This is a genomic window from Mycolicibacterium boenickei (genome assembly GCF_010731295.1).
GTDB classification, from domain to species: Bacteria; Actinomycetota; Actinomycetes; order Mycobacteriales; family Mycobacteriaceae; genus Mycobacterium; species Mycobacterium boenickei.
The window spans coordinates 4482015-4508826 of the sequence record NZ_AP022579.1 but is presented as its reverse complement, the minus strand read 5'-3'; the positions used below and the strand labels follow the sequence as shown (position 1 = coordinate 4508826).

Genomic DNA, 26812 nt, shown 5'->3' with positions numbered 1-26812 from the left:
CGGTAGCCAAGTTGTGACAGCAACGTGGCGGCCGTCGGGCGCGTGACCGGTTGCAGCGCGTAGACAGATTGCTGTACCAATCTTCAGGTGGGCGCGGGAAGGATCATCTGAATGACCGGCATTGGGGCAGAAGATGTTCCGGGGCATTGGCTGACAGCGGCAGAAGTCGCGCGGTCGTCACAGCTGCGCGAGGATCTGGTCGAGCGGTTCCTGCCTGCCGCGCAACCGCAGGAGAACCTCTACGGACGCGAACTCGTATCGGTGGCGCGGTTCGTCAAGACGCTCACCGATTTGGGAACGCCGAGCGCCGCCGTGGAAGTGGCTGTTGCCGAGCTGCGGAACCGCCCGGAAGCGGCGTTCAACGTCGCGCTTCGAGGTGGCGGCCATGGCAGCCGTTGGCCTTTCAATTCCAGACTGGACACCGGACTGGTGAGGCGCCCCCGGACACGAACCGTGATCGGCGTGACCACCGCCGCGGCGTTGCTCGTCGGCGGTGTCATGGCCGTCACCGTCGCGGGACACGACGACGCGGCAACCACTGCCGCACCGACGCGGACCACTGCAGCGAAACCCGTTCCTGCCGAGGTGGTTGCGTCGTCTGTCCGTGACGAACCGGGCGCCAAACCGGCCCAGGCCTTTGCCGCAGCGAGACCGGATCCGGTCTGCGCCCAGTGGCAGCGGGCCAGCGCGGGGTATGACGGCAAGCAGCAGGCCTGGGCCAAGACGGATCACCGGGTGGCCGCCGCCCGCTGGTCGCCCAAGCAGCGATCGGTGACGATGGCCGTCATCCCCGTCATGCGCCAGGAAGCCGCCGAATTGCGCCGCCTGGCAGACGAATCCACCGATCCGCTGCTGGCAGGTCTGCTCTGGGCCCAGTCTCGGTATGTGGACAACTATGCAGCCAAACTGCCGAAGTTCCAGCCCGCAGACCATGCGAACTGGACTGCCGCCACCGCCATGGATGGTGCGGTCAAAGCGGTGTGCTCAACACCCCGTTGAGCATCTCGTCCCGGTCTCTGGTGGGGCGCTAGGGGATGAGCGCCCCACCAGAAATCGGTTCGGCTACAGCGGAATCCAGGTGCCGAGGAACCAGAAGCCCCAACCGCGCCCGTCGCCGGCGGGCATCGGGGTGACCCGTTGGCCATTCCACTCGAACGGCTGGTGATCGCGGCGTCCCGCGTCGATGTTGCGACCGTGCCAGTCGTCGGGGCCGGGGCCTCGGTCGTCTCGGTGCTCGCACGGGGCGCCGGGGCGGTCACAGCCCGGACCCGGATCGGCGCCGGCCGTACCGATACCGAGGCCCAACAAGCCGGCCATGCCGATTCCTGCCGCCATCGCAGATACACCCACGGATTTCTTGAAACCCATTGCTTTACTCCGTTTCTGAATGGTGCGACGACGGTGCCGCACGGAGAGCAAAGCTATTTCGGCCGGATGTGTTTGCCCTGTGTCCCCTGTGGGGACGGGCTGTGGGATCGATAACGAATCGAAACCGGGCCGTACTTACCAGGTCAGGTTGTGCTTTTCGAAATGGCGGGCCAGGGCCTCCAGGTATTCGTCGCCATGGAATGGCCCACGGGCACCGATTGCCTTTTCCAGGAACGGGCCGTACTCCTCGTCGTTGACGTAGGTCGACCAGTGGGTGATCTGGCCGTCGTCATTGGTGTCGATGAAGCTGATCGAATAGAAGCCCATCGTCTCGCCGTCGGCTGTGGTGCCCTCCCAGCGGTAGCGCATGACGAGGCCGTTCTCGGCAGGCCAGAACTTGTGGTCGACGGGTTTCCAGTCGGGGAAGACCACCGAATAGGCCTTGGCCTCGACGGTGGCGGCGACGTCGAAGGAGGTCGCCACATCCCTGAGCACGAGTTCCTGGCCGGCTACGAAGTAGGGCGAGGTATACACCGCGTCGTCGGTGAATTCCCATTCGTCGTAGGACTCGCCTTCCTGGACCTTCCGCAGCACGTACTTGTCCCGGTAGCTCTCCGCCATCCGGCGGTGCTTGGCGATTCGATCGACGAGATCCATTGCGGTCCTTATCCGTTGGAGGCGTGGCAGGGCCAAGCCAGCGGATCATGTGGCGTGGCGCACACAAAGTAATATACAGATATGTATCCCAGATTCAACGATGAATTCTCCGGGATGCCCGCCGCTACGGAAACGCGACTAAGTCCGGGTCAGGAACCCGAGCACGGTCTGCTCGAAGGCCTCCTTGGCTTCGATCATCGCCCAGTGCCCGCAGTTGGGGAACACGTGAAGCTCGGCGTTGGGGATCGTCCGCATGGGGATCAGCGCCATGTCGAGCGGGCTGACCCGGTCATCGCGGCCCCAGGTCAGCAGCGTGGGGGCGGCGACCTTGTGCATCTGTGCCCATTGCATCGGCGCGTCGGAGGCGCGCATGGCGGCCATCATCCCCGCGAACGCCGCCTTGCCGTACATCCGCTTGGCCGCGGCCAGCGTCGTGGGATCGGTCGCCAACTCCCAGCGTTGTTCGATGAGCTCGTCGGTGACCAGCGCCGGATCGAACACCATCGAGTTCAGCCAGTCGATCAGGCGCTGGCGGGTCGGGTCCTCGGTGAACTCCTGGAGCAGCTTGATGCCTTCGCTGGGACCCGGGCTGAACAGGTTGGTTCCGATGCCGCCGATGGTCACGAGCTTGCCGATGCGGTCGGGCTGACGGATGGCGAAGTTGATGCCTACCCCGCCGCCCATCGAGTTTCCGACGACGTCCACCCGGTCGATGCCAAGAGCATCGACGAATGGGGTCACCACCCCCTGGGCGGTGACCATCGGATGGCCACCAAGGTCGTCGGTGACACCGAATCCCGGGAATTCCAGGATCAGGCAGCGGAATCGCTGGGCGAAGGTGGGCAGAATCCCGCGGAAGTTGCGCCAGCCGGTCACTCCGGGTCCTGAGCCGTGTAGGAACAGTAGCGCCGGCCCGTCACCGGTGTCGTAGTACCGCAGGGCGCCTGCAGATGTCTCGATCTCCCTGAGTTCCAGCTCGGTCATGCAGACCAACCTACGGGTGTCTGCTCGCCGGTTCGTCGACAGTCCCGCCCCGCGGAACATCGTGCCGTGCGCGGGTCGTCACGCCCCCGTCACCGCAGGGAAGGTCGGCCGTTGATGGACAGCGGGTTCAGCCACTGTCAGTAGATCTTCGTCATGGTCGGGCTGTCGATTCCATTGGGGCAGTGGACGGTAACAGCCCACTTCGTGCCGGTTTGGATGCCCGGGAACCAGATGTCGTGGGTACCACCCTCCTGCAGATGGAACGGGAGGTTGTATACGGGCAGAGGTGGCAGGACACCGGGCGGCACCTTCACCGGTACCGCGGTGTAGGTGCAGTCCCCGTTGCTCGCGGCCGGCCCTGGCGGAAACGCCCAGGATGTGATGTGGACCGTCACGCCTGCGGCATCCGTGGTCGTCTCGACATGCGTTTGGGCCTGTGCCAGACCGGCGCCGGCGGTCAGCACGGCGATTGCCGCTGCGGCGCCCGCCGCGACGGTGACACGTTTGGGCACAGTGGTTTTCATGAGCTTGCCTTCCTCTTCGTACATCCGACCCCCCGTCGGAGCCGTTGACGTCGATGGTTCAGCTGCTGGAACGCCCCGTCACGCGTAGTCCACTACGCCAGTCGCACGGACTGTGGTGTCGCCGTTGGGATCCCGCCCCGTCGCTCTAGTGGGAACCGCCGTGGCGGGCCCGGTCGGTCTACCGGCGGATATCACGTTCCGTTCGTATCATGGGGTAGTAGAGCGGACGATCCGTGCGCTCCGCCGACACTGGGAAGACCGTAGATGTGAGTCCGTCACCGGCACCGTCGTCACGCCCCCATACCGGCGTGCCGACGGACGCCGTCCGGTCCGAGCCTCACCGCAGGCTGGCGCTGCGCATCTCACTGTGCGTGGTCGTGCTCACCCTCGCAGGCAGTGCGGCCACGCTGGTGCTTGAGCACCACACCGGCCGCGTCGGACACGAGTCGGTGCTGACGAGTCTGGTCGCTTTGTCCCTGGCCGCGACGATTCTGCTGCACGGTCTGTTCCTCGGGCGCCCACTGACTTTCGCTCATGCGGCCACCGCCGCGGCAACCCTCGTGCTGGCGACGTTTGCCGTGCTGCTCGGGCATCCGGCAGATGCCTGGATCTGCCTCGTCCTGTCCGCTGCGATGTTGATCAGGCCATCAAGGTCGATAGCTCAGCCAAATGCTCTGCGCGCGGTGGCATCTCTGGTTCACCACACTCGCGGCGATCCGCTGGCGCCCTTCGCCATGGCTGCGGGCAAGAGCTACGTGTTCTCGGCGGATGGCACCGCCGCACTGGCTTATCGGACCGTCGCCGGCTTCGCGGTGGCCAGCGGTGATCCGATCGGAGACCAGGCCCGCTACCCGGAGGTGGTGGTCGAATTCGCCGCTCTGTGCCGGGAACAGGGCTGGCGCATCCTGGTGCTGGGCGCGTCGGTGCGCAGCCTTGCGTTGTGGCGCGATCGTGCGGTGACCGGGGCTCCACTGCGCGCCATCCCGATCGGACGTGACGTCGTGGTGGAGGTGAACCAATTCGATCTGGTGGGGCGGTCCAGACGTAATCTCCGGCAGGCTGTCCAGCGGACTAGGAACTCCGGCGTCACGACGGCCGTGATCGCTGAGTCCGACGTGGACGATGCGCTCCGGGCCGAGCTGCTCGATGTGATGCGCGCGTCGGGAAAGGCAGTAGGCGCTGAGCGTGGGTTCTCGATGATGCTCGGAGGCACCTTGTCCGGTCGGTACCCCGGGGTGTGGCTGGTCTACGGACGGGACCGCGCCGGGCGGATACAGGCGTTCCAGCGCTTCGCCGGAGCCGGTGGCGGGACCGAACTGAGTCTTGACCTGCCATGGCGCCGGCTGGGCGCACCGAACGGGATCGATGAGCGGCTCACCGTGGACATGATCGATTGGGCCCGGTCACGCGGCGCCGAACGCGTCTCGCTCGCTTTTGCGCCATTTCCCGATCTCTTCGGCGGTGAGCGTAGTGGCGAGACCGCCGTCCGAGCGCTGCGAACGCTGGCGCATATCGGGGATCGCCTGATCAAGCTGGAGTCGCTGTATCGATATGTGCGCAAGTTCGGCACGATGGCTGAGTACCGGTACGTGTTGCTGCCGATGATCGACGTGCTGCCGGCGGCGGTCGTGCTGCTGATTCTTGAACTCGCCCCGCACCGCAGGACCTCAGCACGCGACTGACCAGCGCATTTCGGTACAGAATGCGTCGGTATGCTGGTTCGCGATGTTGTCGCGGGTGTTTTCCAGTCTGGGTAGGGTGCGCGTCACCCTGGCCTACGCGGCGGCACTGTTCACGGTTGCGTCGCTGCTCCTGGTGCTGGGGCCCACGATGCAGGACCGGGTGGTCAGCCATCTGAGCACCAACCTGGAGAACCTGGGGCAGGGCCGGCTGGGAACGCTGTTGGGCAGTGCCTTCGTCACGGCCGAGGGATACACGTACCTCCTGTTGCCGGGGTTGGTGTGTCTGCTGGCATTGGCCGAGCTGCTCTGGTGCGGCAGGCGCCTGATCCAGGCCTTCACCCTTGGCCACGTCGGAGCCACCCTGATCGTCGCGGCCGGCTTGGCCGCCGCGATCAAGCTCGGCTGGCTACCGATCTCGGTCGCACATGCCAAAGACGTGGGCTTGAGCTACGGCGCCATCGCCGTCCTCGGCACCCTCAGCGCGGCCATCCCGACGCGGTGGCGCCCCGCCTGGATCGGCGGATGGCTGACGATCGCCCTGGTGGTCGCCGTATCGGGGGCCGATTTCACTGCCATCGGACATGCCGTCGCGTTGATCATCGGTATCGCGTTGTCCACCCGATTCCGCTCGGACTCGACCTGGACCCCGGCCAAGCTGGTGCTCCTGGGCGTCGGCATCGGCTTTGGTCTGCTGCTCCTGGTCGGTGTGGCGCTGCCGGTGGCGCCTGTTGCCCTGCCCGCGGGACTCGCGGTCGCCGTGATTGCCACCTGGGTCTGGCGGCGACTCAGCGCGTCGAAGAACGGCGAATCGCGCCTGACTACAGTGTCGGCATGACGCTGCACGCCGACGCCCCCCACCCGGATCTGGTTACCGTCGGGGTGCCGACGCACTGGTACAACCTGGCGGCCGAGCTGGACCAGCCGATCCCACCTCACCTGCACCCGGCCACCAAGGAGCCGGTCGGCCCCGACGACCTCGCGGCGCTCTTCCCGAGCGGATTGATCGCGCAGGAAGTATCGACCGAGCCGTACATCCAGATCCCGGAGGCGGTGCGCGACATCTACTCGATGTGGCGTCCGTCGCCGCTGATCCGGGCCCGCCGGTTCGAGCAGGCGCTCAACACCGGAGCGCATATATACGTCAAGTACGAAGGCGTCAGCCCGGTCGGCAGTCACAAGACCAATTCCGCTGTGGCGCAGGCCTATTACAACAGCGTCGACGGTGTCCGGAAGCTGACCACCGAGACGGGCGCCGGGCAGTGGGGTAGCGCCCTGTCCTTCGCCGGGGCGCAGTTCGGCCTCGAGGTCGAGGTCTGGCAGGTCCGTGCGTCTTACGAGTCAAAGCCCTACCGCGGTCATCTGATTCGCACGTACGGCGGCACCGTGCATTCGAGCCCGTCGGACCTCACCGCGGCGGGGCGAGCGATTCTCGCGGCGACTCCGGACACCACAGGCAGCCTCGGGATGGCGGTGAGTGAGGCCGTCGAGGTGGCCGCTGCCAATGCGGACACCCGCTACGCCCTCGGCAGTGTGCTGAACCACGTGGTATTGCACCAGAGCGTGATCGGACTGGAAGCCGTTGCTCAGCTTGCCGCCGTCGAACCGGACGGTGCCGACGTGGTCTTCGGTTGCGCCGGTGGCGGATCCAACCTTGCGGGCCTGGCATTCCCGTTCCTGCGCGAGAAGATCCACGGACGATCGAACCCGAAGGTGGTCGCCGCGGAGCCGGCCGCATGCCCGTCGATCACGCAGGGGGAGTACCGCTACGACCACGGCGACGTGGCGGGCCTGACCCCGCTGCTCAAGATGCACACCCTGGGAATGGACTTCGTACCCGACCCGATTCATGCGGGTGGGTTGCGCTACCACGGTATGGCACCGGCGCTGAGCCATACCGTCGAACTCGGCCTGGTCGATGGCATCGCCATCGGTCAGCACGACGCTTTCTCGGCGGGTGTCCTGTTCGCCCGGACTCAGGGAATCGTGCCGGCTCCCGAGGCCACGCACGCGATCGCGGCGGCCGCCGCACATGTGGCCGATGACCCCGCCGAGCAGGTCGTGGTGATCGGGCTGTCGGGCCATGGCCAACTCGACCTACCGGCCTACGCGGAATTCCTGGACGGGGCCTTCTGATCCGAGCGACGCTCGGTCAGATCTGCCAGTCGTTCGCCCCGTCGTTTTGGTTGTAGACGCCAACGGAGTTCTTGACGACGACGGGATCGCCGCTGCCGAAGTGGTCGAAGAACCATTGCGCGTTCGCCGGGCTGAGGTTGGGGCAGCCGTGGCTCACATTGCGTTTGCCCTGGGCCGCGACCGACCATGGGGCGCTGTGCGCGAAAATGCCCGTGTTGCTCAGGCGGACGGCATTCTGCACCTTGAGTTTGTAACCTTCGGCCGAGTTCACCGGGACCCCGTAGGTTGACGAATCCATGATGATGTCGGCGAACTTCTCCAGTACGTAGTAAGTGCCGTTGGGGGTTTCGTAGCCCGGCTTCCCCAGCGAGACGGGAAAGGTCTTTTCCAGCACGCCATTACGGTGGATCTCCATCTGATGAGTGTCGTCGTCGATGGTGGCCACCAGCGCGTCGCCAACTCTGAAACTCGACCTCGTGCCCGCCGCGTCGATGTTCACCACGGTGCCGGAGGGCCAGAAATCGATTGGCCGCCAACGCACCTGACTGTCACTCATCCAGTAGAACTTTCCAGGTACCGGAGGGTTCGAGGAGATGTGAATCGAATCCTCGGCCAGCCGGCGGTCGGCGATCGGCCGCTGGAAGTTGATGTAGATCGGCTTCGCGACGCCAACCGTGGACCCGTTGGCCGGATTGAACGTCGGTGGCAGGAATGGCGGCTCACCACTGAACGGCAAGGGGTTCTGCCCTGCCGGGACATCAACGTTGGCTGCCTGACCGAAGGGGTTGAGCCAGGGCATCGGTGCCGGGTCGAACTGTGGAGCCGGTTCGACGGGCTGGGGCGGCCCCGCCGGCTCGGCCAGTGCCGAAGCTCCGGCGACGGTGGACGCGGTGACCGTGACGGCCGCCGCGATCGCGGTGATCCACAGGTGTCGGGTGCGGTGTTGCACTGGGCCTCCATCGATGAGGTGTCCTTGACGACCACGCCCACTCGGGCGGGTGTATGGCGTTGCCCCAGTCTACTAGCTACGTACGGGGATAGTAGATAGCGTGGGTCTGACGGACGGTTGCTCGCCTGTGCGCCTTCTCGCCGAAAGTATTTGTTTTCCATTGGATTTGTGAAGAATCTGTAAAGGCCTGCGCATAACTGTCGCCCGGCGGACCTTCCGGACCTGGGTATACGTAGTTATTCCATACGTGGATAGTCCGTAGGTTGTTGTGCGTTCGACATGAGTTTCGTTTCCCGCGTCACACCGCCGGACGAGCTTCTTCAACGAACCTTCACAAAACCCATACCGATCCATCGGGGTCGGTGACGAGGGTGGAGGACATGCGTGAGATCGCCAACCGGCCGCGGCTCAGCCGCCGAGGATTCCTTGCGGCAACCGCCGCGCTGAGCGCTACAGCTGTCGCTGGGTGTCAGCGCGACGCCGGTGCCACATCGACCCGCGTCGCCCCTGCCGACGCGATCGCCGCGGCCGAAGCTCGTCGGCCGCACACCGGGCGCACCGTCTCCACCACACTGACCGCCCAGCGCACGCGGGTGGACCTCGGCGGCACGATTGCCGACACCGTTGCCTACAACGACATCGTGCCCGGAACTCTCCTGCGGGCGTCGGTCGGCGATGAACTTGAGGTCACCGTCCGCAACCGGCTCGCCCGCTCGACCTCGGTGCACTGGCACGGCCTGGCGCTTCGCAACGATATGGACGGCGCGTCGCCGGCCACCCCTGACATTGCCGATGGCCAGGACTTCACCTACCGGTTCTCGGTGCCTCACCCAGGGACGTATTGGGCACATCCGCACACCGGGCTCGACGCGGACACGGGCCTGTATTTCCCGCTGATCGTCGACGACCCGAAGGATCCGGGCCGATATGACGCCGAATGGGTGGTGATGCTCGACGATTGGACCGACGGCGTCGGCCCGAGCCCGGCGCAGATCTATGACAGACTGCGAACGCCGTCGGGAGCTGGGCACGGCATGCCGGGCATGGAGGGTATGCCGGGTATGGACCACGACGCCGCAATGGGGCCGATGGGCGGCCGGGATGGTTCACCCCTCGGCGGCGACGCCGGTGACGTCGACTACCCGTTGTACGTGGTCAATGGACGTAATGCGCAGAACCCCACCAGCTTCCGGGCTCGCCCGGGTCAACGGGTACGGATCCGGCTGATCAATGCCGGGTCCGACACCGCGTTCCGGGTCGCGTTGGCCGGACACCGCATGACCGTCACTCATACCGACGGATTCCCGGTGGTTCCCGGTGAAGTGGACGCGGTGCTGCTCGGGATGGGTGAGCGTTATGACGTGACGATCACGGCGGGGGACGGGGTGTTCCCGCTGGTCGCGGCTGCTGAGGGAAAAGGTGCGTCGACTCGGGCGCTGCTGGTGACCGCCGATGGTTCGACTCCTCCGCCCGACTACGCGCCGGCTGAGCTGCGTGGTCGGCTGGGCACGGTCAGTTCGTTCACCGCCACACCTGAAGCCAGTTTCGACTGGGTCGGCGCTGACACCGAACTCCCCGTGGAGCTGGGCGGCTCCATGGCAACGTATGACTGGACGATCAATGGCCGACCATTCGCGAGCGCGCAGCCCTTGACCGTGCGTGGAGGCCAACGGGTCGCAATGACATTCCGGAACTCGACGATGATGTGGCATCCGATGCATCTGCACGGACACACTTTTCAGGTGCTCGGTGACGACGGACGCCCGGGTGCGCGCAAAGACACCCTTGTCGTGCGCCCCATGCAGCGCCAGCGGGTGATCTTCGCAGCGGACAATCCCGGCTTATGGATGTTGCACTGCCACAACGCTTATCACCAGGAGGCCGGGATGATGACGAGCCTCCACTACACCAGCTGACGTGTCGTGTCGCGCGGGAGTACTACGTACTGGCCTATGCAGTAGGTCCCGACGCGCGTCGAGGCGCCCGCCCGTCCTTTTCGCGAGGTACCCTCGGACCACCGACTGTGGAGGGTGTAGTGCGCGTACGAGGATTCGGCGAACTGGAAGCCGACATCATGGACCGCATCTGGAACCGCGGCGATGCGGCGGTCACGGTGCGCGACGTCTTCGACGAGCTCGCCGAGGAGCGCCGGATCGCCTACACCACGGTGATGTCGACGATGGACAATTTGCACACCAAGGGTTGGCTGGAACGCGACCGCGACGGGCGCGCCTACCGGTATTGGCCGACGTTGAACCGCGAGCAGCACTCGGCTCAGTTGATGCGCGAGGCACTGGACGGTGGCGGCCGTTCTGATCTGGTGCTCAGCTACTTCATCGAGCAGATCGACCCAGAGGACTCGGATCGATTGCGGGCCGCGCTACGCACGCTGGCTCGGCGCTCGACCAAGGCGAAGAAGCGGTGAATATCGCCGCGGGCCTGCTGATCTACAGCGTGGCCATGGTGTTGTTGGCGCCGCGACTCCTCGGCGCCCTCACCCGTGCCGGCTCGGCCCCGAGGTGGGGCGTCGCGGCCTGGTTGACCGCCATCGTCAGCGTCCTGGCGACCTGGATCGCGGTTCCGGTACTGGTGATCGGCGATGTGGTGTTTCACAACGGTCAGCGCGGGTCGCTACTGACGTCTTGCGTGGAGTTGCTCTGCGACATCGCGGCCGGACGCGCCGGTTTCGCGGCGCAGACGTCGGTGGTGGTCGTCGCGGTCGCGTTGGTCGTGGTGGTTGCCGGTTTCGGGGTGAAGGCCTCGCGTGCCATTCGGCGCATGCGCATCCATGCTGACAGCCACGCTCAAGCTGTTCGGCTCGTGGGACGTCCGACTGGCCAGCGGGATGTCTACGTCGTCGATGCCGATGAGTCGACCGCGTACTGCGTGGCCGGCGCGCCGCCGGCGATCGTGGTCACCACCGGTGCAATCGCCGCCCTCGACAACGATGAGTTGCAAGCGGTTCTCGCGCATGAGCGGGCCCACCTGGACGGTCATCACCCGAGAATCGTGACGGCGCTGCGCGGGTTGGCCTTGGTGTTCCCTCGGGTCAGGCTGATGACCCGCGGTGCGGCCGATGTCGCCAGGCTGCTGGAAATGTGCGCCGACGATGCCGCGGCGCGCCGATTCGGGGAACACACGCTGCTGACCGGACTGATGGCTCTCGCCGGAGCCACGCCTGTGCAGGCTCTCGGCGCCGCCGACGTGGCGTTGCTGAACCGTGCCGAGCGTCTTGCGCTGCCACCCGCACCGTGGACCCGGCTGGGCGCGAGGGCAGGGCTATTCGCGGCAACGACCGTGATCGCTCTCGCCCCGATCACAACATTCGCGTTGGGCGCATCGGGTCTGCTGTGCCGATGACCTAGTGTTCCCGCTCGAACACCACGAGCGTGTCGGCCAGGTTGCCGTCGACGAAGTAGGCCCGACAGGTGAACGGGTCGTGGATCGTGTTTCCCGAATCGGTCTGTGCCTCAACGGTTCCTGAGACGTTCCACACTGTGATTCGGGCATGGTCGACGCCCTTCAGCGGTGCATCGGTGGTCAGCGGGAACAGATCTCGACTGTCGGGTTCGAGGTCGCCACGTGTCGACTGCACGTCGGACAGCCGGGCGGCCTCCGGCGTCATCAGTTTGCCGCGAACGTCAGCTTCACAGCGGTCCTGAGCCGTCCGTTCCGCGGTGCTCACGAGACCAGAGCCGTGTGTCTTCACGGCAACCGCTGCGACGGCACCCAAGATGAGTGCACAGGCCAACAACCACAACGGGGCACGTCGACCGATCATTCTCACCCGGCCATTATCGCGTCAATATTCGATGATGCGGGTGACATAGGGCGTCATCCCCGATTTGCGGACCGGTGAGATCTTCACCGGAACACCGGTCTGCTGGGCCTCGATCATCTGCCCGTTGCCGAGGTAGAGCGCCTCGTGTTGTCCACCGCCGGGTCCCCAGAACAGGAGGTCGCCGCGCTTTGCCTGCGACGGAGGCAGCTGGCGGCCCGCGGTGTACTGATCGCCCGAATAGCGGGGGAGCAGCACACCGACGCCGGCGAAGGCGTAACGGGTGAGGCCTGAGCAGTCGAAACCGACTGTGCCGGCACCGGAGTCCACGCCACGGCTGGGCCCGGTCAGGCTTCCGCCTCCCCAGGAATAGGGAACTCCGAGTTGCGTACCAGCCCGACGGATCACGTACTCGACCGCCTGCCTGCCGTACACGCGATTCCCGCGGAGTATGGGAGCGGCGCCGCCCGCGTCCGCGGGTGCGAGTCCCAGGCTGCCGAGGAACTTGCGCCCCATGTCGAACGTCGTCTGTGCAGCAAAGGCGCTGGCCTGTAGCGACGCATTGGCGATCGCCACCGGGTCGCCGGGCGCACCTGCGCTGAGCAGAATGGGGAGGGTGGGGTCCCACTGGCCGGCGTTCGGCTCTGCGCGTGCGATCGGCGCTCTGAGCATGGCCAACGAAGCTGTCGCCAAAATCCCTGTGCGCAAGAGGGTTCGACGATCCCACCCGGGTTGGGCTCTGTGCGGAATGGATGGCATTTCACACGTTTCCTTTCCGCCCCTGCCAGCCGCAATCTCTCGGGTGCGGAGCCGGCATAACTACGTAGTAACTACGTACGTACGTACTCTACATCACAATATTCACCTGAGCCCCACTCGTAACAGAATTCCATTTCTGTAATTCGTTGCGGAGATTGCGTTTTGGCAACGGACGCGGATCCAGCGCAGAACAGGGAGCGGAGTACTCGTGGGGGCTGGACCCGGCAGATCTGGCCATGAAGGTGACCACTGACGCCGCTCAGGTGTCGCGGCTACAGCGGCTCGACCCGCGACGAATGAATTGGTCGACCAGGCCACCGATTTGCGAATCGGCAGCCAAGTTCCACAACCTCAGGGCTGATAGCCGTCGAGGAATCCGGTGAGCCCGGACGGTTCGTGTGGGCCGATGGCGATCTGCTCGACGACGCCGATGCCGGTGCGCTCGCCCATCGTGGCTTTGACGACGTTCTGCAGATGGATCGAGGCGAAGTCGGTCGGGTCGAAGTCCTCGAGGCGGATGGATTCCCGGCCGATCTCGAACTGGCCGTGGTTGGAACCGTGACCCCAGTGTGGGTGCCAGTAGCCGATCCCGCGCATGCGGAACGTGAAGAGCTTCTCCACCTCGATGTGGGTCTGGCCTTCGACGGGATCGGTGAACCACAGGTGTGCCCGCCGGATCTCGCGTCGTCCCGGCTCCCACTCGAGTTCATAGCCGAGGTCGTAGCACTCGCGCACACCGACCCGGCTACACGGGGAGGCTCCGGCCGGCAGCGGATCCAGGATCTGGGCCGTCTGCAGCCACCTGCGTCCGTCCTCGTGCTCATGGAAGGCGTAGTGCGTGAACCGATCTCCGAAATGCAAAGGTGCCCAGAGCCAGAACACCTGGAACGGCATCGGCTGGCGCAGCATCGGCACCTGCTCACCGACCGGCCGGACTCCCCAGGAGCGGTCACGGGTCCCCGGGACCGATCCCGCGTCGACGGCGGTGTCCTCTCCGTCGACGCTGACAGTTCCCTCCCAGCTGCCCCATTGCGTCAGCCGGGTGTGGTCGGTCAGCACGATGCCCTCGGCGGTTCGGCGCGTTTGCCGGGGTTCCTCGATCGCCACGGTGGTGGCTCGGAACGTCAGGTCGCAACTGATGCCGTGCTCATTCGAGTCGACGATGTAGCGGATGGTGCGCATCGGTTCGACCACCTCGATGCGGAACGGGCCGATGGTCGCCGACCGGTCCAGCGGCATTGCCCCGGAGGCGAAGATCGAATGTTCCACACCGTCTTTGACCAGACTGAATGCCGCGTCGATGACCCCGCGCACGGGGTAATGGCCCATCGCCGCACCGAAGTAGAACTCACCGTCGCGCTGATGACCGTTGAACCAGTAGCGGTCGTAGTGGTTGGGGTCGGCGCTCGCCGGCGTGGCAACCGGCTCGGCGGTCGAGTGGATGGGGTAGTCGTCGAACGGTGTGAGCACGGAGTCAGATTTCGGGTTCGTTGATCTTCACCAGCATCTTGCCGATGTTGGCCCCGTTGAACAGACCGTTGAGGGCGTCGATGCTGGATTCCAGTCCCTCGTAGACGGTTTCGCGATGCACCAGCAGGCCCTCCTTCTCCCAACCCTGCAGTGCGGCGAATGCCTCATCGAAGCGCGCCCACTCTTCGAGGGCGATGAAGCCCTGCATCGTCGAGGCCGTGGCAAGCAGGTTGACGTAATTGGACGGCCCCGGATGCTCGCCGTTCAGGTAGCTCGAGATGATGCCGCACATCACCACGCGCGCCTTGTGTGCGAGGTTGGCCAGCACGGCATTCAGAATGTCGCCGCCCACGTTGTCGAAGTAGACGTTGATGCCGCCCGGGCATGCTTCCTTGAGCGCGGCGGTCAGATCGCCGGCCTTGTAGTCGACGCAGGCGTCGAAACCGAATTCCTCGACCACGACCCGACATTTCTCGGGGCCGCCCGCGATGCCGACCACCCGGGCACCGGCGATCTTGGCGATCTGACCGGCCACCGACCCGGTGGCGCCCGCGGCTGCCGAGACGACGACGGTCTCGCCGGCCTGCGGATTGCCGACGCCTTTCATCCCGAAGTAGGCCGTCGCGCCCGTCGGCCCGTAGATCGACATCACCGCCAGCGGATCGGTGTAACCGACCACCGGTGTGCTGAACAGGTCGTCGCGGATGATCGCGTAATCCTGCAGGCCGGTCAGGGTGGTCACGAGGTCACCGACCTTGTAGGCGTCACAACGTGTCTCGACGACCTCGCCGATTCCCGCCACGCGCACCACCTCGCCCAGCTCGAGGGGCGGCAGGTAGCCGGGCTCGCCGTCCAGCCACGTGCGGGCCGCCGCGTCGATGCCGACATAGGTGGTCCGCAGCAGCGCCTCGCCGTCAGCCGGTACCGGCGCCGGCGTGGTGACCATCTCGGTGTCGTCGGGAGAGACCAGCCCATCCGGGCGGCGACGCAACAGGATCTGGCGGTTCTGGCGGCGCGCGGCGTCAGTCAATTCATGTCTCCCGTGGTCATCGGAATTTTCATATTGATTCTTAAAACTCGCATCGATTAGCGTCAACCCCCGGATCGAGAATGTCCCGCTTGGTAGGAGGATTCCGTGACCTCCAACGATGTAGCGCCGCGCCGTGGCCGGCCGCCCCGCATCGACAAGGGTGCCATCGTCGCTGCGGTGCGAGCGATCGGCAGCGAGAACGTCACGATGCGGCGGGTCGCCGAGCATCTCGGAGTCAGCCTTCCCGGGCTGTACCACCACGTCAAGAATCAAGACGATCTGCTGCGCCTGGTCACCGAGAGCGCGCTGGTGAACTCACCGCCGCCGCGGTACACCGGTCAGCACTGGGCGACGTGGATGCGCAGTTACGCGTCCTATATCCGGACGGTGCTGGCCTCGGAGCCGGCTCTGGTCGAGAAGTTCGTGACGGGCGGGGTGCGCGACGAGATGGAGATGGAGTGCAACGGCGATGCGGTCGAAGCGCTCGCCCAGCACGGGTTGGCCCCCGACGACGCCATGGCCGTGTGGGCAGCGGTGAGCGCGATGGCGATCGGCAGCGTCACCGAAGCGCATCGCGAACACCTGCACGCCGAAAGAGGACAGCCGTGGCTGGCGCGGATCTTCAAACTCCTCGCCAAACGTCCCGCTACCGACTATCCGACCCTGCGCGCCGTCGCCCAGTCCGGTTATGACCCGTTCAGCGAAGACAGCTTCCAACAACGTATGACGATGTTGCTCAACGGTATTGCGGTGCAGTACGGACTGCCGCCCGAGCCCGCGAGCTAGCTGCCGGGCATTCGGCGGACGACTCCGTCGTCGAGCATCTGCTGGAAGTGATCCGTCACGGTCAGCTCTGCCGGACGGTACGCCAGCCCCAGCTCGTCGCGGCTGCGACTGTTGTCGAACACCAACGGGTATCCGATGTTTCGCTCCACGAACTCCCGGGTCAGCCCCGCAAGCGGAGCGATGGCCTTCACGACCACCTTCGGTGCGGTCATCCTCGGGAACGGGTAGAACGGACCGAACCGGCGGCGCAGGATCTTGCCGATCTCCAGCAGCGTCAGGGAATCGGCGTTGACGATGTAGCGGCCGTGGGCCTCCGGGGTGTACCCGGCCCGCACGTGGGCGTCCGCTACGTCCCGCACGTCCACCACACCCATGGTCAACGCAGGCGCTCCGGCCAGCAGGGTGCCGTCGGTGAATTGCTTCATCGTGCTCAGACTGGCCGAGTCGCTGGCACTGGTCAGGGAAGGGCCGAGCACCAGGCCGGGGTGGATGGTGACCATGTCCCAGCGATCCTGAACCTTTTGGTATTTCCACGCCTCCTGCTCCGCCACGGTCTTGGAGTAGGGGTAGGGCTGATGGTCGACACTGCTGGTGGTGTTCCAGTGCTCGTCGGTGAAAACGCCGCCGGGGACATCGCGCGACTCGCAGGCGTCGCCGTAGATCGCGACCACGCTGCTGGTCAGCACCACGCGCTTGACGCTGTCGGTGCGGTTGACCGCGTCCAGCACGTTGCGGGTGCCCTCCAGCGCGGGGCGGATCAGCGCTTCCTGCGCATCCGTGTAGCCGGAGAGCAGAAATGGTGCGGCAGTGTGCATGACGAGTTCGCACCCGGCCATCGCCTCGTCGAAGCTGCCGGGCTCGAGCAAGTCGGCTTTGAACAGCTTCAGCCGGCCCGGATGATCGGCCGAGAGCTTGTGGAGATGCTCCAGCCCGGAGGCCTTCTGCGGGTTCCGTACTGTGCCGTGAACGGTGTGTCCGGCTTCGAGAAGCGACCGGACGATCCAACTGCCGATGTAGCCGCTGGCGCCCGTCACGAGCACTGGCGCGTCCGGGTCGATCGGGGTGCGGGGTGCGCTCATGGATCAAGTGTGCCCTTACGCCATCGCAGAGCGACAACGGTGGCTCATTGTTGCTGGATATGACTGACGCCGTGGCCGATGTGGGGCACAGTTGCCAATATGAGTAGCCAGAAAGTCCCCAAACCGAGCGACCTCAAATCGGCCGCTCAAGCAGCGGTCGAGACGGCTCAGTCCGCCGTGGGAGCCGCGCAGGCGGTGGCGAGCGGCGCGATGCGTATTCCACCGGCATCAGCTCAACTCGCCGCGCAGTTACCCGACCTGCTGGAGAACCTCGCCGTCGCGACGGAACGGCTCAACACGACGATCGATCGGACCGAACGATATATGGCCATGGCCGACCCGATGTTCCGGACGTTGGACCGCCTCCTGCCGCAACTCGAATCGTTGATCAACACGGGCAACGACGTGTTCAAGATGCTGACCAGTCTTCCGGGCATCTCCACGCTCAACCGGATAACCGGACGCGGGCGTGAGGAGCGGGACTGAGCGTGGCCGGGCAGCGGTGCGGGCTCCTACGCGGCCGATACCGCTACCTGACGGCGTCGCATACCCCAGACGCCGACCAACACGGCGCCGACGGCGCTGACGACCGTGAAACTGATCAGGCCGAATTCGGTGATCAGCGGTACCGACAGGGCGGTGAGCAGACCGCCGCCTAACAGCGGTTCGTACAGCAGCTGTTTGTAGCCGTAGTCGTTGGCTGTGCTGCTTTTTCGGGCCGGGTCAACCATGTCGGCCAGCATGAAGCCTGTTGCCACGTTGCCCTGCGACTGCCCGAAGTCGGCGATCGCATGCTCGAACCAGTTCCTCCGGTGGAACATCCGGCCCCACCACACCAGCGCGCACACACTCCACAACACACCGATCACGGTGAAAATAGCGACGGCCGGCACATTGGAACCCAGCGTTGCCAAGGACATGGTGCCGATCGCACAGACCAGGAGTGCATCGAGGGCCACCGCGGAAATGCCCTTCACGGCTCGTTTGTCGATGCGTTCGGCATAGCCGGCCCTGGAAGCCAGCCATTGCACGATGAATCCGCCGACGACGGCGACAGGGAACAGCGGGAACTTGTCGAAGATGTCCGATCCGAAGGTGTGCGCGACGGAGCGCACCGCCCACAGGATCGCCACGGACACCAGCAGCGCCAACGAGATCAAAGCGAACGCGAATGTCGCGCCGTGGATTCCGTCGTCTGGGGTCGCACGCTCATCGCTGGGCGCGACGGGTACGCGGTCGATGTCGTAGTCATCGTTCGCAGTGGGCGCGTGCTGCCGCAACACCGTCACTTTCGGGCTACGAATGGCCCAGCGGACCAATGCCGACCCGACAACCACGCCGGTGATCATGCTGATCGTCGCCAACCCGAGGCCGATGTCGACGAGATCGGGGGACCCGGCGTCCGTGAAGAGCTGCCCCATGCCCGCGATCGTGCCGTGACCGCCCGCGAACGACATCTCCAGCAGTGAGCCGGATTCCATCGGCAGCCCGAACACCGGGTGCAGCACTGCCAGCACGGCTAGCCCACCGAGGGCGAATTGCCCAAGAGACAGGAAGGTTCCGAACAAGGCGTGGGGCGCGGTCGCCTGCCATAGCTGCCGCACACCCGGCAGCGTCTTACCGATCATGATGGCCGCGAAGACCACGTTGATGAGGAGCCCGGGCAGTACCCTCCAGACGTCTTCGACTGCCAGAGGAAACAACCCGTTGGTTCCCGTCAGCCGACCGAGTACCTGCGGCCCGAGGCCGAGCACCACGAAGCCGGCGATGACGCTGGACGGGATGAACAATGCCCGCAGTGGACGCACATACCGACGGACCAGCCAACCGACCGCGAACATGGCACCGAGGATCGCGAATGCGAGGCCGACAGTCTGGGCATCGTTCAACCGCTCCCACGACGTAGTCATGACGACATCCTGCAGCACGAGCCCTTCCGATAGGGCGCGGGCTACGAGATGCCGAGAACCGCGGCGGTAAAGCGCCAGAGTGTCCGGGTTGCCTCGTCGGCGCTCGGTGTCGGGGCGGCTCGGAGCTGCCGCGCGATGCCGTGGCGCAGGCCGCCGATGACGTAGGCGCCCGCGGTGTCGGCCTCCAAATCGGTTGGCAGCTCGCCGATTTGCTGTCCGTGGCGGATATTTGCGGCGGCGTTGTCGATGAGGTCGTGAATGTAGGCCGCTTCGAGTTCGGTCAGTTGCGGATCGCCGGCGGTGCGGTTGAGCAGGATCGGCGCCAGCGGATCAGCGAGGTGATAGGCGACGAAGCGGTGGGTGCGGTCGCGTTCGCGCGTGGCCCAATCGCCGTGGGGAAGGTGGCCATCGGCGATCGCGTGGCGTAGTCCGTCGTAGAAGCCGTCATAGATCGCGGTCAGCAGTCCACTTTTCGAGCCGAAGTGGTGGTAGAGCGCCCCGGTGCTCAGCCCGGTGCGACGAGTCAGCCCGCTGAGTTCGAAGCTGCCGTTTCCGTCGACGAGTTCGGCGCGCGCGGCGTCGATCAGTTGTTGACGACCGACCGGGGCGCGTGCCATAGTCCGAACCATAACAGAAGTCAGTTATGTTTCGGTGAGGCGATCATGAGCACTGAAGTGACATCGTTGACGGAGTTGACCGGCGACCTGGCCGGTACCTATCGGCGGACCCGCAGCAGCGGGGAACAGGTCGACCCCGCGGTCGCCGACGCGGATCTGGCCGCGGTGCTGCGTGACGGGTACGTGATCCTGTCTGATCTACTCACCGCCGCCGAACTCGACGAGATCCGGGATTCTGTTGGCCCCCTGTTGGATCGGCTGGGCCGCAACGGGTTTGAAGGCCATGCCACCCAGCGGGTGTACAGCGTGTTGAACAAGACCCGTAGTTGTGACCGGATCGCCGACCATCCACGTGTGCTCGCGCTGCTGGATCGGCTGTTCATGCCGAACTACCTGTTGTCGATGTTGCAGGTCATCAAGATCCTGCCGGGGGAGCAGGCGCAGATGCTGCATACCGACGACGGCTTCTATCCATTACCTCGACCGCGAAAAGCGTTGGGCGCAGCCACGATCTGGGCGATCGATGATTTCACCGCCGACAACGGCGCCACCGACATCGTCGCGGGCAGCCATGAGTGGGGCGATCGACAGCCCGAGCCCACCGAACGTGAACCGGTGATCATGAGCGCCGGCTCGTGTGTGTTCTTCCTCGGGACGCTGTGGCACGGCGGCGGTGCCAACCGATCCCCGAACGCCCGACTGGCGCTGACGGCACAGTATTGCGAACCGTGGCTACGCCCGCAGGAGGCGTTCACCCTGTCGATGACGCGCGACACCGTCCGCGCGGTGTCCGAAGACATCCGTCGCATGCTGGGCTACAGCATCCACCCGCCGTTCATCGGTCAGGTTGACGGCATGCACCCCAAGCGCCTGCTCGAACCGGGAGGCTGATCGCGGCCGCGGACTAATCGCCGGCGGACCGCAGTGTGATCTCTGAGATGGCCGCGCGGCTCTGCCCATCGAGAGTGCCCAACTTCGAGATCCACACCAGCACGTTGGATGTTTTCGTCTGATTGTCGACGGTGATGGTGTTTTCCCCCGGCCGCAACGCCACATTGGGCGTCAGCTCAGTGGTGTCGGACAAGCTGTTCGGGCGGGCACTGTCGGCCGCCCGGACCTGGACCTCTGTTCCGGTGCTGGGTACCTCGATCGTGACCTCACTCAAAGCCGTCGGCGAGGGCAGCTGAAGTATCAGGCCGACGCCCTCTTTGAACGCCGGGAACGGCACTGCATCTTGGTAGATGTCGGTGGGCCAGGACGTCTCCGGTTTGCCGTCGATGGCCAGACCCGCCAGACCCGCCTGATCCGGATGGTCTGGCGAACCGCCGGGCGAGAACACCGTCGCGCTCTCGGGCGTCACGATCGGCCCGGGGCCACCGTGCGACGGCGATCCCGAACCGCGGATGAGGAAGACGGAAGCGGCAACGATCGTTGCGATCACGGCCAGAACCAAGATGATGCGCACCGGGCGCGATGCCAAAGCGCCGCGGCGCTTACCCGGCCGCACCTCGACCGAGGTGCGCCGGCGCCGCCTGCGGGTCCCGGTCGAATGATTCACCACCGAGTCGGCGAACAGCGTCCGGTCATCCCAAAAGCCGCTGACCTCGACCACATCTCCGTCGGACAGTTCGCCGGTGATCGAATGGCCGCGCAGCTCGACAGGCACGACGGTGTGCGCCTGACCGGACGACTTGTATCGCTCCACGCGGAAGGTCCAGACCTCTTCCTCGCCGCCAGGCCCGGACGGTAGCTTCCGCACCCCCTGGGCAGTGCCCAGGATCGTGAGCATGGCCAACCGCTTGGTCTCCGTCGAGCTGCTGCGTTCGAGGTCGCCGGGGAGCTCCAACGGGGCGGTGTGGACACCCCCCTCGCGCGGTGTGGGCTCCGCGGCCGGTTCCTGCACCGGCTCGGGTGCGGTCGACACGGTCGTGCTCCCGCTCAGAGCCCGGGCGAAGTCAAGACATCGCTCGTAGCGCTTGCCGGGCTGCTTGGCCAGCGCCTTCGCCATCACCGCGTCGAGGTGCGCAAGGTCGGGACGCCGCTCGGACAGCCGGGGTGGCGGCGTATAGAGGTGGTGGCCGGCCAGCACGATGCGGTTGACCTCGTCGAAGAGAGGTGCGCCGGTCAAGAGGTGGAAGGCGGTCGCGGCCAGGGCGTACTGATCTGCGCGGCCATCGAGCGCCTTCCCGGTGAGCTGCTCGGGCGCTACATACGTGACGGTGCCGATGGCCATGTCGGTCTGCGTCAGTCCACTCACGTCGTCGGCTTCCCGGGCGATGCCGAAATCGGTCAGCAGGATGCGGCGCCGAGCGCTTCCCGAGGGCGTGGTGATCAGGATGTTCGCCGGTTTGACGTCGCGGTGCAGCAGGTTCCGCTCGTGCGCGACGTCGAGGGCTTCGGCGACCGCCGTCACGATCTCCACCACATCCTGGAGGGGCATCCCGGACGGGTACTGCTCGATCAATCGGTTGGCGTCGGTGCCCTCGACGTAGTCCATCGAGATCCACAGCCGGCCGTCGAACTCGCCGCGGTCGTGCACCCCGACGATGTGCGGATGCCACAACGCCGCGGCCAACTCGGCCTCCCGGTTGAACCGGGCGCGGAACTCCTCATCGCGCGTGGTGTGCACCGAAAGGATCTTGAGGGCGTCCAGACGGGGAAGCCGAGGATGCTCGGCGAGGTAGACCTCGCCCATGCCACCGGCACCGAGGAGCCGCTTGATGGTGTACCCGGCAAAGACGTCACCGGCATTCAACGGCATGTTCGAAGCCTACAAACCAGGGCAAATTGAGCCCGGACACGCGTTGGGGCGGCCCGACATGCGCGAGGCCGCCCTCGCCCGCGAACAGAGCGCCGAGGGCCCGTCGCCACCTCGATTTTTTCAATGCGTCAGAAATCCATATGAATATGGCCAGCATCTTCTATGCGGATACCTATGTGTCGCATATGAATTCCTCGCCTTTTATTCAACCACAACTAAACTCGACACAAAATCCCCGCGCGAAACTCAGGATTCACCAATTGAAAGCCGGAAGGGAAAACCATTGTCGAGCGGCAGGCTCGTAGGAAGTATCGCGGTTGCCGCCGCTGCAGCCCTGTCGGGACTGTGCTCATCGGCGCCGGCTGCAGCAGCGCCAACCGGCCAGACGTCAGCACAGGCCACGATCGCCGAGCTCGAGGCCCAGGGCTTCCGGGTGATCCTGAACAAGGTCGGTAACGCACCTATGGATCAATGCACCGTGACCGCCGTGCGTCAGGGCACCGACGTCAAGCATTCCTGGGTGCAGCGCGGCCCAACCGGCAGAGTCAACAATCTCGTGCGTTACACAACCGCGTACGTCGATCTGATGTGCACGCGGTAATTGATTCGCGTGAACTGAATTGACCGATTTCGGGTTGACAAGTTCTTTGGCATGAATTCATGCCCACGCACTGCATTGGTCGCGAGAGGCCCTCACGGAGCTGAAATTATTGCGTGGACGGGACCCGAGATCGAGCGATAGGTTGCAGCCGTGTCGAACCAGGTCGCTGCGCTCGAGTCGCTCGCCGCGGAGATCGAGGTGGTTTGGGGAGCCCACAGCGTCGGCGCGGAACCGATGCCGCCCGTTGTGATCGCGAGGGCCGACAGCCGGTGGTCCACCCACGTTGCGCCAACCCTTCCGAAGGACATCAGGCTCGCGGTGGGCGCGGTCACCGCAGGACTGTCCGACGACTTCGCAGAGTCCTTGTTCGACACGCTGTATCCGGTGCTGGCGCCAGTAACTGGCGCGCTTCGCCGCGAAGTAACCCTGAGCTATGACTGTTCCCGCCCGGCGAGCGTCATTCCACCGGTTGGCGTTCACCTGTTCACCGACGCGGACGCCGACGCACGGAAGTTGCGGATCGCGCCGGATTGGGGCACTCAATCTGACTGGGAACGAATGCTGAACAGCGAGTTCCCCTGGGCGGCAGCAACTGACGGCGATCAGGTGTTGTCGATTTGTGAAACGGCACGATGGTCGGCATACGGCGCCGAGGCCGGTGTGTGGACGCTGCCCGGAGCGCGGGGGCGTGGCCTGGCAGGCTCAGCGGTCGGTGCGTGGTCAGCCCAATGTGCGGGGCGGGTTCCGCGGCTGTACTACAGCACCTCCGCGGACAACCTGTCCTCACAGCGCGTTGCCGAGCGCCTAGGGCTATCTCACATCGGGGAGCTCTGGTTCCTGACCCCCGACCACGATTGATCGACCCTCGTCAAGAGCTCCGCTGCTTCGAACAGTCGGGGAGTGGGGAAGTGTCTGGCCCCGCAGGTCCGCGTTGGATTTCGAGACAGATTGTGGCCAGCGCACATTCACCGCGGGCCGGTCCGACCGAATCCGACGAGCACGGGTTTTCCCAGCAGCACGCGGACGGTGCGCTGATGCCGCTGGCGGCACCCTTGACAGGCGTATGGGACAGGGTGTCCCATAGAAGCACTTAGTGGGACCATCGGTCCCACTAAGTGTGCGCAGGGTACTCGACCGCCTAGGAGAAATGACGTCATGGCATTAACGAAGGCGGTCCGCCGCTGGCGGGACGGAATGCAGGTCAGCGGCGACGCGGAGTACTGCACAAGGCTGGAGACCCTCTCGGGCGGATCGGTGCGCCGGAACTTCAATCCCTATCTGGACATCCCGTGGGACTCGCCCGAGTTCGAAGTGACCGAGAACGACCCGCGCTGGGTGCTGGCCGCCGAAAGCGACCCCATCGGCAGTAGCGCGTGGTATCAGTCGCAGCCGCTGGAGAAGCAGATTGCGATTGGCATGTGGCGTCAGGCGAATGTCGCCAAGGCCGGCCTGCAATTCGAGAACATGCTCATCCGAGGAATCCTCAATTACACATTCTGGGTGCCCAACGGCAGCCCTGAATATCGGTACTGCCTGCACGAGGCGGTCGAAGAGTGCAACCACACCCTGATGTTCCAAGAGATGGTCAATCACGTGGGCGTGGATGTTCCAGGTTTGGCGCGGTGGCTCAGCTGGATGCACTCACTGCCCCCGCTGTTCGCCAGCCCGATGCCGGTATTCTTTTTCATGATGGTGCTCTGCGGCGAGGAGCCGATCGACCACATGCAGAAATCCATTCTGCGCGAGGGCAAACCGATACACCCCATCATGGAGCGCGTGATGGCGATCCACGTCGCCGAGGAAGCCCGGCACATCTCGTTTGCCCACGAATTCCTGCGTCGGCGGATCCCGGAGATGCGGCGGCTCAACCGATTCGGGTTGTCGATCATCTATCCGCTCAGCTTCCGCCTGGCGGCAACGCTCATCGCCAAGCCGCCGCGCTCCTTCTGGCGTGAATTCGAGATTCCTCGATCGGTGAAGAAGGAGATCTACTGGCGGGCACCGGAATCCAGGGCGATGTTGCGTGAGATCTACGGCGATGTGCGGATGCTGGCGGAGGACACGGGCCTGATGAACCCGATCGCCAAGATCCTCTGGCGCATGCTGCGCATCAACGGTCCCGCGTCCCGCTACCGTAGCGAACCCGCGCGCCAAGCGGTCGCCGTCGCCTGAACGTTTCTCGACGAAAGCCCCTCCAGCACAAGCCGCAGCTGATCTCAGCGGCACGACCGACTGCCAGGGAGGTCGAGGCGGGCAGAAGATGGCCTTCCCGCATACACAGATCGCCGACGAAGATATAGGGCCTTCTGGCCCTTCCAGCACACCACTGCACTACGCGAAACTGGGGCCTCCCCGTTATCGAGAGGCCCATCTGATGGCTCAATACCGCGCACCGATGTGGACGTGGCTGCTACTTGTCGTGGCACTGCTCCTCATCTTCGGGCGGTGCAGCGACGGCGACCACCAACTTTCGAACCACGGGCAGATCGCTGTATTGAGATCGGCAGGTGCTGCGTCGTAGCGAGCCGGCCAGTGTGAGGCTCCGTCAACGAGGTCAGTGTTGGGTCCTCAACGCCTAGGGCTGACCGCTGCGGTTCGTGGAGGCACTAGACGGCACGATCATCACCGGGCACGGCGCATGATGAATGAGGGCGTGACTCGTCGAGCCCAGGACCGCACCCACAAATTCACTCCGGCCGCGACTTCCAACGACAATCAGTTGCGCTTCATGCGCGTGACGCATCAATGCCCAGGCCGTCCGGCCGGTGGTCACCGCGCAATGGGCGACAACCTCGGGATGGCGTGCGCTCCACCGCGCGATGCGCTCATTCAGCAATTCCTGCTGCTGCGCTTGGTATTCCGGCCACCACTGTGGTTGGGCTCCCGAATCTGCGAGGCTGCCGGGCAATTCGCCACAACTGAAGACGGCGGTGAGATCGGCGCCGCGTAACGCCGCTTCCTCGAATGCCCACTCAGCAGCGTTCTCTGCGGCCTCGGAGCTGTCGACACCTACGACGACCGTTCGTCGCTGTTGCACTTGAGAATCGTTGCGGGCCCCACGCACAACCACGACTGGTCCGTACGCGTGCGCGCTCACAGATACCGCGACCGAACCGGCATGAACGGCCCCCTGCGATTGGGCACGGCTCGATCCCACCACCGTAAGCAGTGCCTGGCGGGACAATGCAATCAGCGTCGGCAGGGGTCGGCCCGTGATCCACGATGTCTCAACCGCTGCCTCCGGGCAGACCGCAGCGACCTCCAGCTGAGCTTCGGCGAGTATGTCAGCAGCGCTGGACTCTCGGTACTTCAGCATTCGGCGCTGAGACCAAGGACCTGACTCGATCTCTGTCTCACCGGGATCCACGATGTGGACCAGCCGCACCGAGACATTCCGCTGTTCGGCCTCGCGGGCCGCCCACACCGCCGCGTCGAGGGCGGACATCGACCCGTCAACGCCAACAAGTAGGTTGGCGGTGCCGCCAGCCGTGTTTGCCATCCCTGCTCCTTGCGTTCCTTCAGCCCCGTCACACCCAGACTGGAGCACCCCGGTAGACCGAGTGAAGGGTCATTGGTCCTCAACGCAAGCAACCGCTCGTCGGCAGCACCGCGGCCGTTGGCAGAGCGCAATCATTCGCGCCAATAGGGCCTTTCGGCCCTATCCGATGATGGGGATACCGCCGGTACCGTTTGTGTACACGAAGCGGGTGAATGTAAACCCCAC

The 26812-nt window shown here is 65.1% G+C and carries 27 protein-coding genes; 13 read left to right on the top strand and 14 right to left on the bottom strand.

Annotated elements, in window-relative coordinates; genetic code table 11:
• Positions 1–111: 111 nt before the first annotated feature.
• The gene (locus G6N57_RS21485; protein WP_077739463.1) at positions 112–999 is read left to right on the top strand and encodes an ESX-1 system-associated protein; all 888 of its coding nucleotides are present in this window, start codon (positions 112–114) and stop codon (positions 997–999) included.
• Positions 1000–1062: 63 nt separating this feature from the next.
• Here G6N57_RS21485 and G6N57_RS21480 read toward each other — a convergent pair whose 3' ends face one another.
• The 4 genes from G6N57_RS21480 to G6N57_RS21465 all read right to left on the bottom strand — a co-directional run bounded on the left by G6N57_RS21480 (position 1063) and on the right by G6N57_RS21465 (position 3557).
• Positions 1063–1335, bottom strand: a complete 273-nt coding sequence (locus G6N57_RS21480; RefSeq protein WP_407665944.1) for a hypothetical protein — start codon at positions 1333–1335, stop codon at positions 1063–1065.
• A 168-nt stretch (positions 1336–1503) separates the two neighbouring features.
• Complete coding sequence (locus tag G6N57_RS21475; protein WP_077739465.1) at positions 1504–2025, bottom strand: nuclear transport factor 2-like protein; 522 nt, start codon at positions 2023–2025, stop codon at positions 1504–1506.
• A 138-nt stretch (positions 2026–2163) separates the two neighbouring features.
• Positions 2164–3009, bottom strand: coding sequence for an alpha/beta fold hydrolase (locus G6N57_RS21470; RefSeq protein WP_077739466.1), 846 nt, complete (start codon positions 3007–3009; stop codon positions 2164–2166).
• Positions 3010–3146: 137 nt separating this feature from the next.
• Entirely contained in the window at positions 3147–3557 is a 411-nt protein-coding gene (locus G6N57_RS21465) for a hypothetical protein (protein WP_234815728.1), read from the bottom strand.
• Between the two features lie 284 nt (positions 3558–3841).
• On the opposite strand from G6N57_RS21465, the gene G6N57_RS21460 reads away from it, so the two are divergent.
• From G6N57_RS21460 to G6N57_RS21450, 3 genes are all read left to right on the top strand, one after another.
• On the top strand, positions 3842–5215 hold the full coding sequence (locus G6N57_RS21460; protein ID WP_077739467.1) for an MprF family protein: 1374 nt from the start codon (positions 3842–3844) through the stop codon (positions 5213–5215).
• Positions 5216–5291: 76 nt separating this feature from the next.
• The gene (locus tag G6N57_RS21455; RefSeq protein WP_234815729.1) at positions 5292–6050 is read left to right on the top strand and encodes a rhomboid-like protein; all 759 of its coding nucleotides are present in this window, start codon (positions 5292–5294) and stop codon (positions 6048–6050) included.
• Positions 6047–7348: a TrpB-like pyridoxal phosphate-dependent enzyme gene (locus G6N57_RS21450; protein WP_077739469.1), complete on the top strand. Its 1302-nt coding sequence runs from the start codon at positions 6047–6049 to the stop codon at positions 7346–7348. Before G6N57_RS21455 ends, G6N57_RS21450 begins: the two co-directional genes overlap by 4 nt.
• Positions 7349–7364: 16 nt before the next feature.
• On the opposite strand, the gene G6N57_RS21445 is transcribed toward G6N57_RS21450, so the two are convergent.
• Positions 7365–8297 carry a L,D-transpeptidase gene (locus tag G6N57_RS21445; RefSeq protein ID WP_077739470.1) on the bottom strand — a complete coding sequence of 311 codons (933 nt, stop codon included), beginning with the start codon at positions 8295–8297 and terminating at the stop codon, positions 7365–7367.
• A 380-nt stretch (positions 8298–8677) separates the two neighbouring features.
• On the opposite strand from G6N57_RS21445, the gene G6N57_RS21440 reads away from it, so the two are divergent.
• The 3 genes from G6N57_RS21440 (at position 8678) to G6N57_RS21430 (ending at position 11657) form a co-directional block, all read left to right on the top strand.
• The gene (locus G6N57_RS21440) at positions 8678–10213 is read left to right on the top strand and encodes a multicopper oxidase family protein (RefSeq protein ID WP_077741754.1); all 1536 of its coding nucleotides are present in this window, start codon (positions 8678–8680) and stop codon (positions 10211–10213) included.
• 119 nt (positions 10214–10332) lie between these two features.
• The gene (locus G6N57_RS21435; RefSeq protein WP_077739471.1) at positions 10333–10722 is read left to right on the top strand and encodes a BlaI/MecI/CopY family transcriptional regulator; all 390 of its coding nucleotides are present in this window, start codon (positions 10333–10335) and stop codon (positions 10720–10722) included.
• On the top strand, positions 10719–11657 hold the full coding sequence (locus G6N57_RS21430; RefSeq protein ID WP_077739472.1) for a M56 family metallopeptidase: 939 nt from the start codon (positions 10719–10721) through the stop codon (positions 11655–11657). Before G6N57_RS21435 ends, G6N57_RS21430 begins: the two co-directional genes overlap by 4 nt.
• Position 11658: 1 nt before the next feature.
• Here G6N57_RS21430 and G6N57_RS21425 read toward each other — a convergent pair whose 3' ends face one another.
• From G6N57_RS21425 to G6N57_RS21410, 4 genes are all read right to left on the bottom strand, one after another.
• Complete coding sequence (locus G6N57_RS21425) at positions 11659–11982, bottom strand: hypothetical protein (RefSeq protein ID WP_234815730.1); 324 nt, start codon at positions 11980–11982, stop codon at positions 11659–11661.
• 117 nt (positions 11983–12099) lie between these two features.
• Positions 12100–12747, bottom strand: coding sequence for an NlpC/P60 family peptidoglycan endopeptidase RipB (gene ripB / locus G6N57_RS21420; protein WP_234815731.1), 648 nt, complete (start codon positions 12745–12747; stop codon positions 12100–12102).
• Positions 12748–13185: 438 nt separating this feature from the next.
• The gene (locus G6N57_RS21415) at positions 13186–14304 is read right to left on the bottom strand and encodes an Rv3169 family protein (protein ID WP_077739474.1); all 1119 of its coding nucleotides are present in this window, start codon (positions 14302–14304) and stop codon (positions 13186–13188) included.
• 4 nt (positions 14305–14308) lie between these two features.
• Positions 14309–15334: an NADP-dependent oxidoreductase gene (locus G6N57_RS21410; protein ID WP_077739475.1), complete on the bottom strand. Its 1026-nt coding sequence runs from the start codon at positions 15332–15334 to the stop codon at positions 14309–14311.
• Positions 15335–15439: 105 nt separating this feature from the next.
• Here G6N57_RS21410 and G6N57_RS21405 point away from each other — a divergent pair, with 105 nt between their 5' ends.
• Positions 15440–16120: a TetR family transcriptional regulator gene (locus G6N57_RS21405; protein WP_077739476.1), complete on the top strand. Its 681-nt coding sequence runs from the start codon at positions 15440–15442 to the stop codon at positions 16118–16120.
• Here the strand turns inward: G6N57_RS21405 and G6N57_RS21400 are convergent.
• On the bottom strand, positions 16117–17199 hold the full coding sequence (locus tag G6N57_RS21400) for an SDR family oxidoreductase (protein WP_197908741.1): 1083 nt from the start codon (positions 17197–17199) through the stop codon (positions 16117–16119). The genes G6N57_RS21405 and G6N57_RS21400 overlap by 4 nt on opposite strands.
• 99 nt (positions 17200–17298) lie before the next feature.
• Between G6N57_RS21400 and G6N57_RS21395 the strand changes: the two genes are divergently transcribed.
• Positions 17299–17685, top strand: a complete 387-nt coding sequence (locus G6N57_RS21395; protein ID WP_077739477.1) for a hypothetical protein — start codon at positions 17299–17301, stop codon at positions 17683–17685.
• A gap of 26 nt (positions 17686–17711) precedes the next feature.
• Here G6N57_RS21395 and G6N57_RS21390 read toward each other — a convergent pair whose 3' ends face one another.
• Together G6N57_RS21390 and G6N57_RS21385 are read right to left on the bottom strand one after the other, a co-directional pair.
• Positions 17712–19109 (bottom strand): sodium/glutamate symporter, encoded by a 1398-nt coding sequence (locus G6N57_RS21390; protein ID WP_077741757.1) that lies wholly within the window; start codon positions 19107–19109, stop codon positions 17712–17714.
• A 41-nt stretch (positions 19110–19150) separates the two neighbouring features.
• Positions 19151–19726, bottom strand: coding sequence for a TetR/AcrR family transcriptional regulator (locus G6N57_RS21385; protein ID WP_077739478.1), 576 nt, complete (start codon positions 19724–19726; stop codon positions 19151–19153).
• A 45-nt stretch (positions 19727–19771) separates the two neighbouring features.
• Here G6N57_RS21385 and G6N57_RS21380 point away from each other — a divergent pair, with 45 nt between their 5' ends.
• The gene (locus tag G6N57_RS21380; protein ID WP_077739479.1) at positions 19772–20617 is read left to right on the top strand and encodes a phytanoyl-CoA dioxygenase family protein; all 846 of its coding nucleotides are present in this window, start codon (positions 19772–19774) and stop codon (positions 20615–20617) included.
• 13 nt (positions 20618–20630) lie between these two features.
• On the opposite strand, the gene G6N57_RS21375 is transcribed toward G6N57_RS21380, so the two are convergent.
• Complete coding sequence (locus G6N57_RS21375; protein ID WP_077739480.1) at positions 20631–22487, bottom strand: serine/threonine-protein kinase; 1857 nt, start codon at positions 22485–22487, stop codon at positions 20631–20633.
• Here G6N57_RS21375 and G6N57_RS32110 point away from each other — a divergent pair.
• The 3 genes from G6N57_RS32110 (at position 22447) to G6N57_RS21360 (ending at position 25260) form a co-directional block, all read left to right on the top strand.
• Complete coding sequence (locus tag G6N57_RS32110; RefSeq protein ID WP_234815732.1) at positions 22447–23088, top strand: hypothetical protein; 642 nt, start codon at positions 22447–22449, stop codon at positions 23086–23088. The genes G6N57_RS21375 and G6N57_RS32110 overlap by 41 nt on opposite strands.
• 150 nt (positions 23089–23238) lie before the next feature.
• Entirely contained in the window at positions 23239–23946 is a 708-nt protein-coding gene (locus tag G6N57_RS21365; RefSeq protein ID WP_077739481.1) for a GNAT family N-acetyltransferase, read from the top strand.
• 297 nt (positions 23947–24243) lie between these two features.
• On the top strand, positions 24244–25260 hold the full coding sequence (locus G6N57_RS21360; RefSeq protein ID WP_077739482.1) for an AurF N-oxygenase family protein: 1017 nt from the start codon (positions 24244–24246) through the stop codon (positions 25258–25260).
• 403 nt (positions 25261–25663) lie between these two features.
• Here the strand turns inward: G6N57_RS21360 and G6N57_RS21355 are convergent, their stop codons facing one another.
• Complete coding sequence (locus tag G6N57_RS21355; protein WP_077739483.1) at positions 25664–26587, bottom strand: universal stress protein; 924 nt, start codon at positions 26585–26587, stop codon at positions 25664–25666.
• Between the last annotated feature and the right edge of the window lie 225 nt (positions 26588–26812).

Bases quoted from the DNA above. Each gene is read 5' to 3' on its own strand.
- G6N57_RS21485 (WP_077739463.1), top strand. From the start codon at position 112: ATGACCGGCATTGGGGCAGAAGATGTTCCGGGGCATTGGCTGACAGCG.
- G6N57_RS21480 (WP_407665944.1), bottom strand. From the start codon at position 1,335: ATGGCGGCAGGAATCGGCATGGCCGGCTTGTTGGGCCTCGGTATCGGT.
- G6N57_RS21475 (WP_077739465.1), bottom strand. From the start codon at position 2,025: ATGGATCTCGTCGATCGAATCGCCAAGCACCGCCGGATGGCGGAGAGC.
- G6N57_RS21470 (WP_077739466.1), bottom strand. From the start codon at position 3,009: ATGACCGAGCTGGAACTCAGGGAGATCGAGACATCTGCAGGCGCCCTG.
- G6N57_RS21465 (WP_234815728.1), bottom strand. From the start codon at position 3,557: ATGTACGAAGAGGAAGGCAAGCTCATGAAAACCACTGTGCCCAAACGT.
- G6N57_RS21450 (WP_077739469.1), top strand. From the start codon at position 6,047: ATGACGCTGCACGCCGACGCCCCCCACCCGGATCTGGTTACCGTCGGG.
- G6N57_RS21440 (WP_077741754.1), top strand. From the start codon at position 8,678: ATGCGTGAGATCGCCAACCGGCCGCGGCTCAGCCGCCGAGGATTCCTT.
- ripB (WP_234815731.1), bottom strand. From the start codon at position 12,747: ATGCTCAGAGCGCCGATCGCACGCGCAGAGCCGAACGCCGGCCAGTGG.
- G6N57_RS21400 (WP_197908741.1), bottom strand. From the start codon at position 17,199: ATGAGCGCACCCCGCACCCCGATCGACCCGGACGCGCCAGTGCTCGTG.
- G6N57_RS21395 (WP_077739477.1), top strand. From the start codon at position 17,299: ATGAGTAGCCAGAAAGTCCCCAAACCGAGCGACCTCAAATCGGCCGCT.
- G6N57_RS21390 (WP_077741757.1), bottom strand. From the start codon at position 19,109: ATGACTACGTCGTGGGAGCGGTTGAACGATGCCCAGACTGTCGGCCTC.
- G6N57_RS21385 (WP_077739478.1), bottom strand. From the start codon at position 19,726: ATGGCACGCGCCCCGGTCGGTCGTCAACAACTGATCGACGCCGCGCGC.
- G6N57_RS21380 (WP_077739479.1), top strand. From the start codon at position 19,772: ATGAGCACTGAAGTGACATCGTTGACGGAGTTGACCGGCGACCTGGCC.
- G6N57_RS32110 (WP_234815732.1), top strand. From the start codon at position 22,447: ATGGTGTACCCGGCAAAGACGTCACCGGCATTCAACGGCATGTTCGAA.
- G6N57_RS21375 (WP_077739480.1), bottom strand. From the start codon at position 22,487: ATGCCGTTGAATGCCGGTGACGTCTTTGCCGGGTACACCATCAAGCGG.
- G6N57_RS21360 (WP_077739482.1), top strand. From the start codon at position 24,244: ATGGCATTAACGAAGGCGGTCCGCCGCTGGCGGGACGGAATGCAGGTC.
- G6N57_RS21355 (WP_077739483.1), bottom strand. From the start codon at position 26,587: ATGGCAAACACGGCTGGCGGCACCGCCAACCTACTTGTTGGCGTTGAC.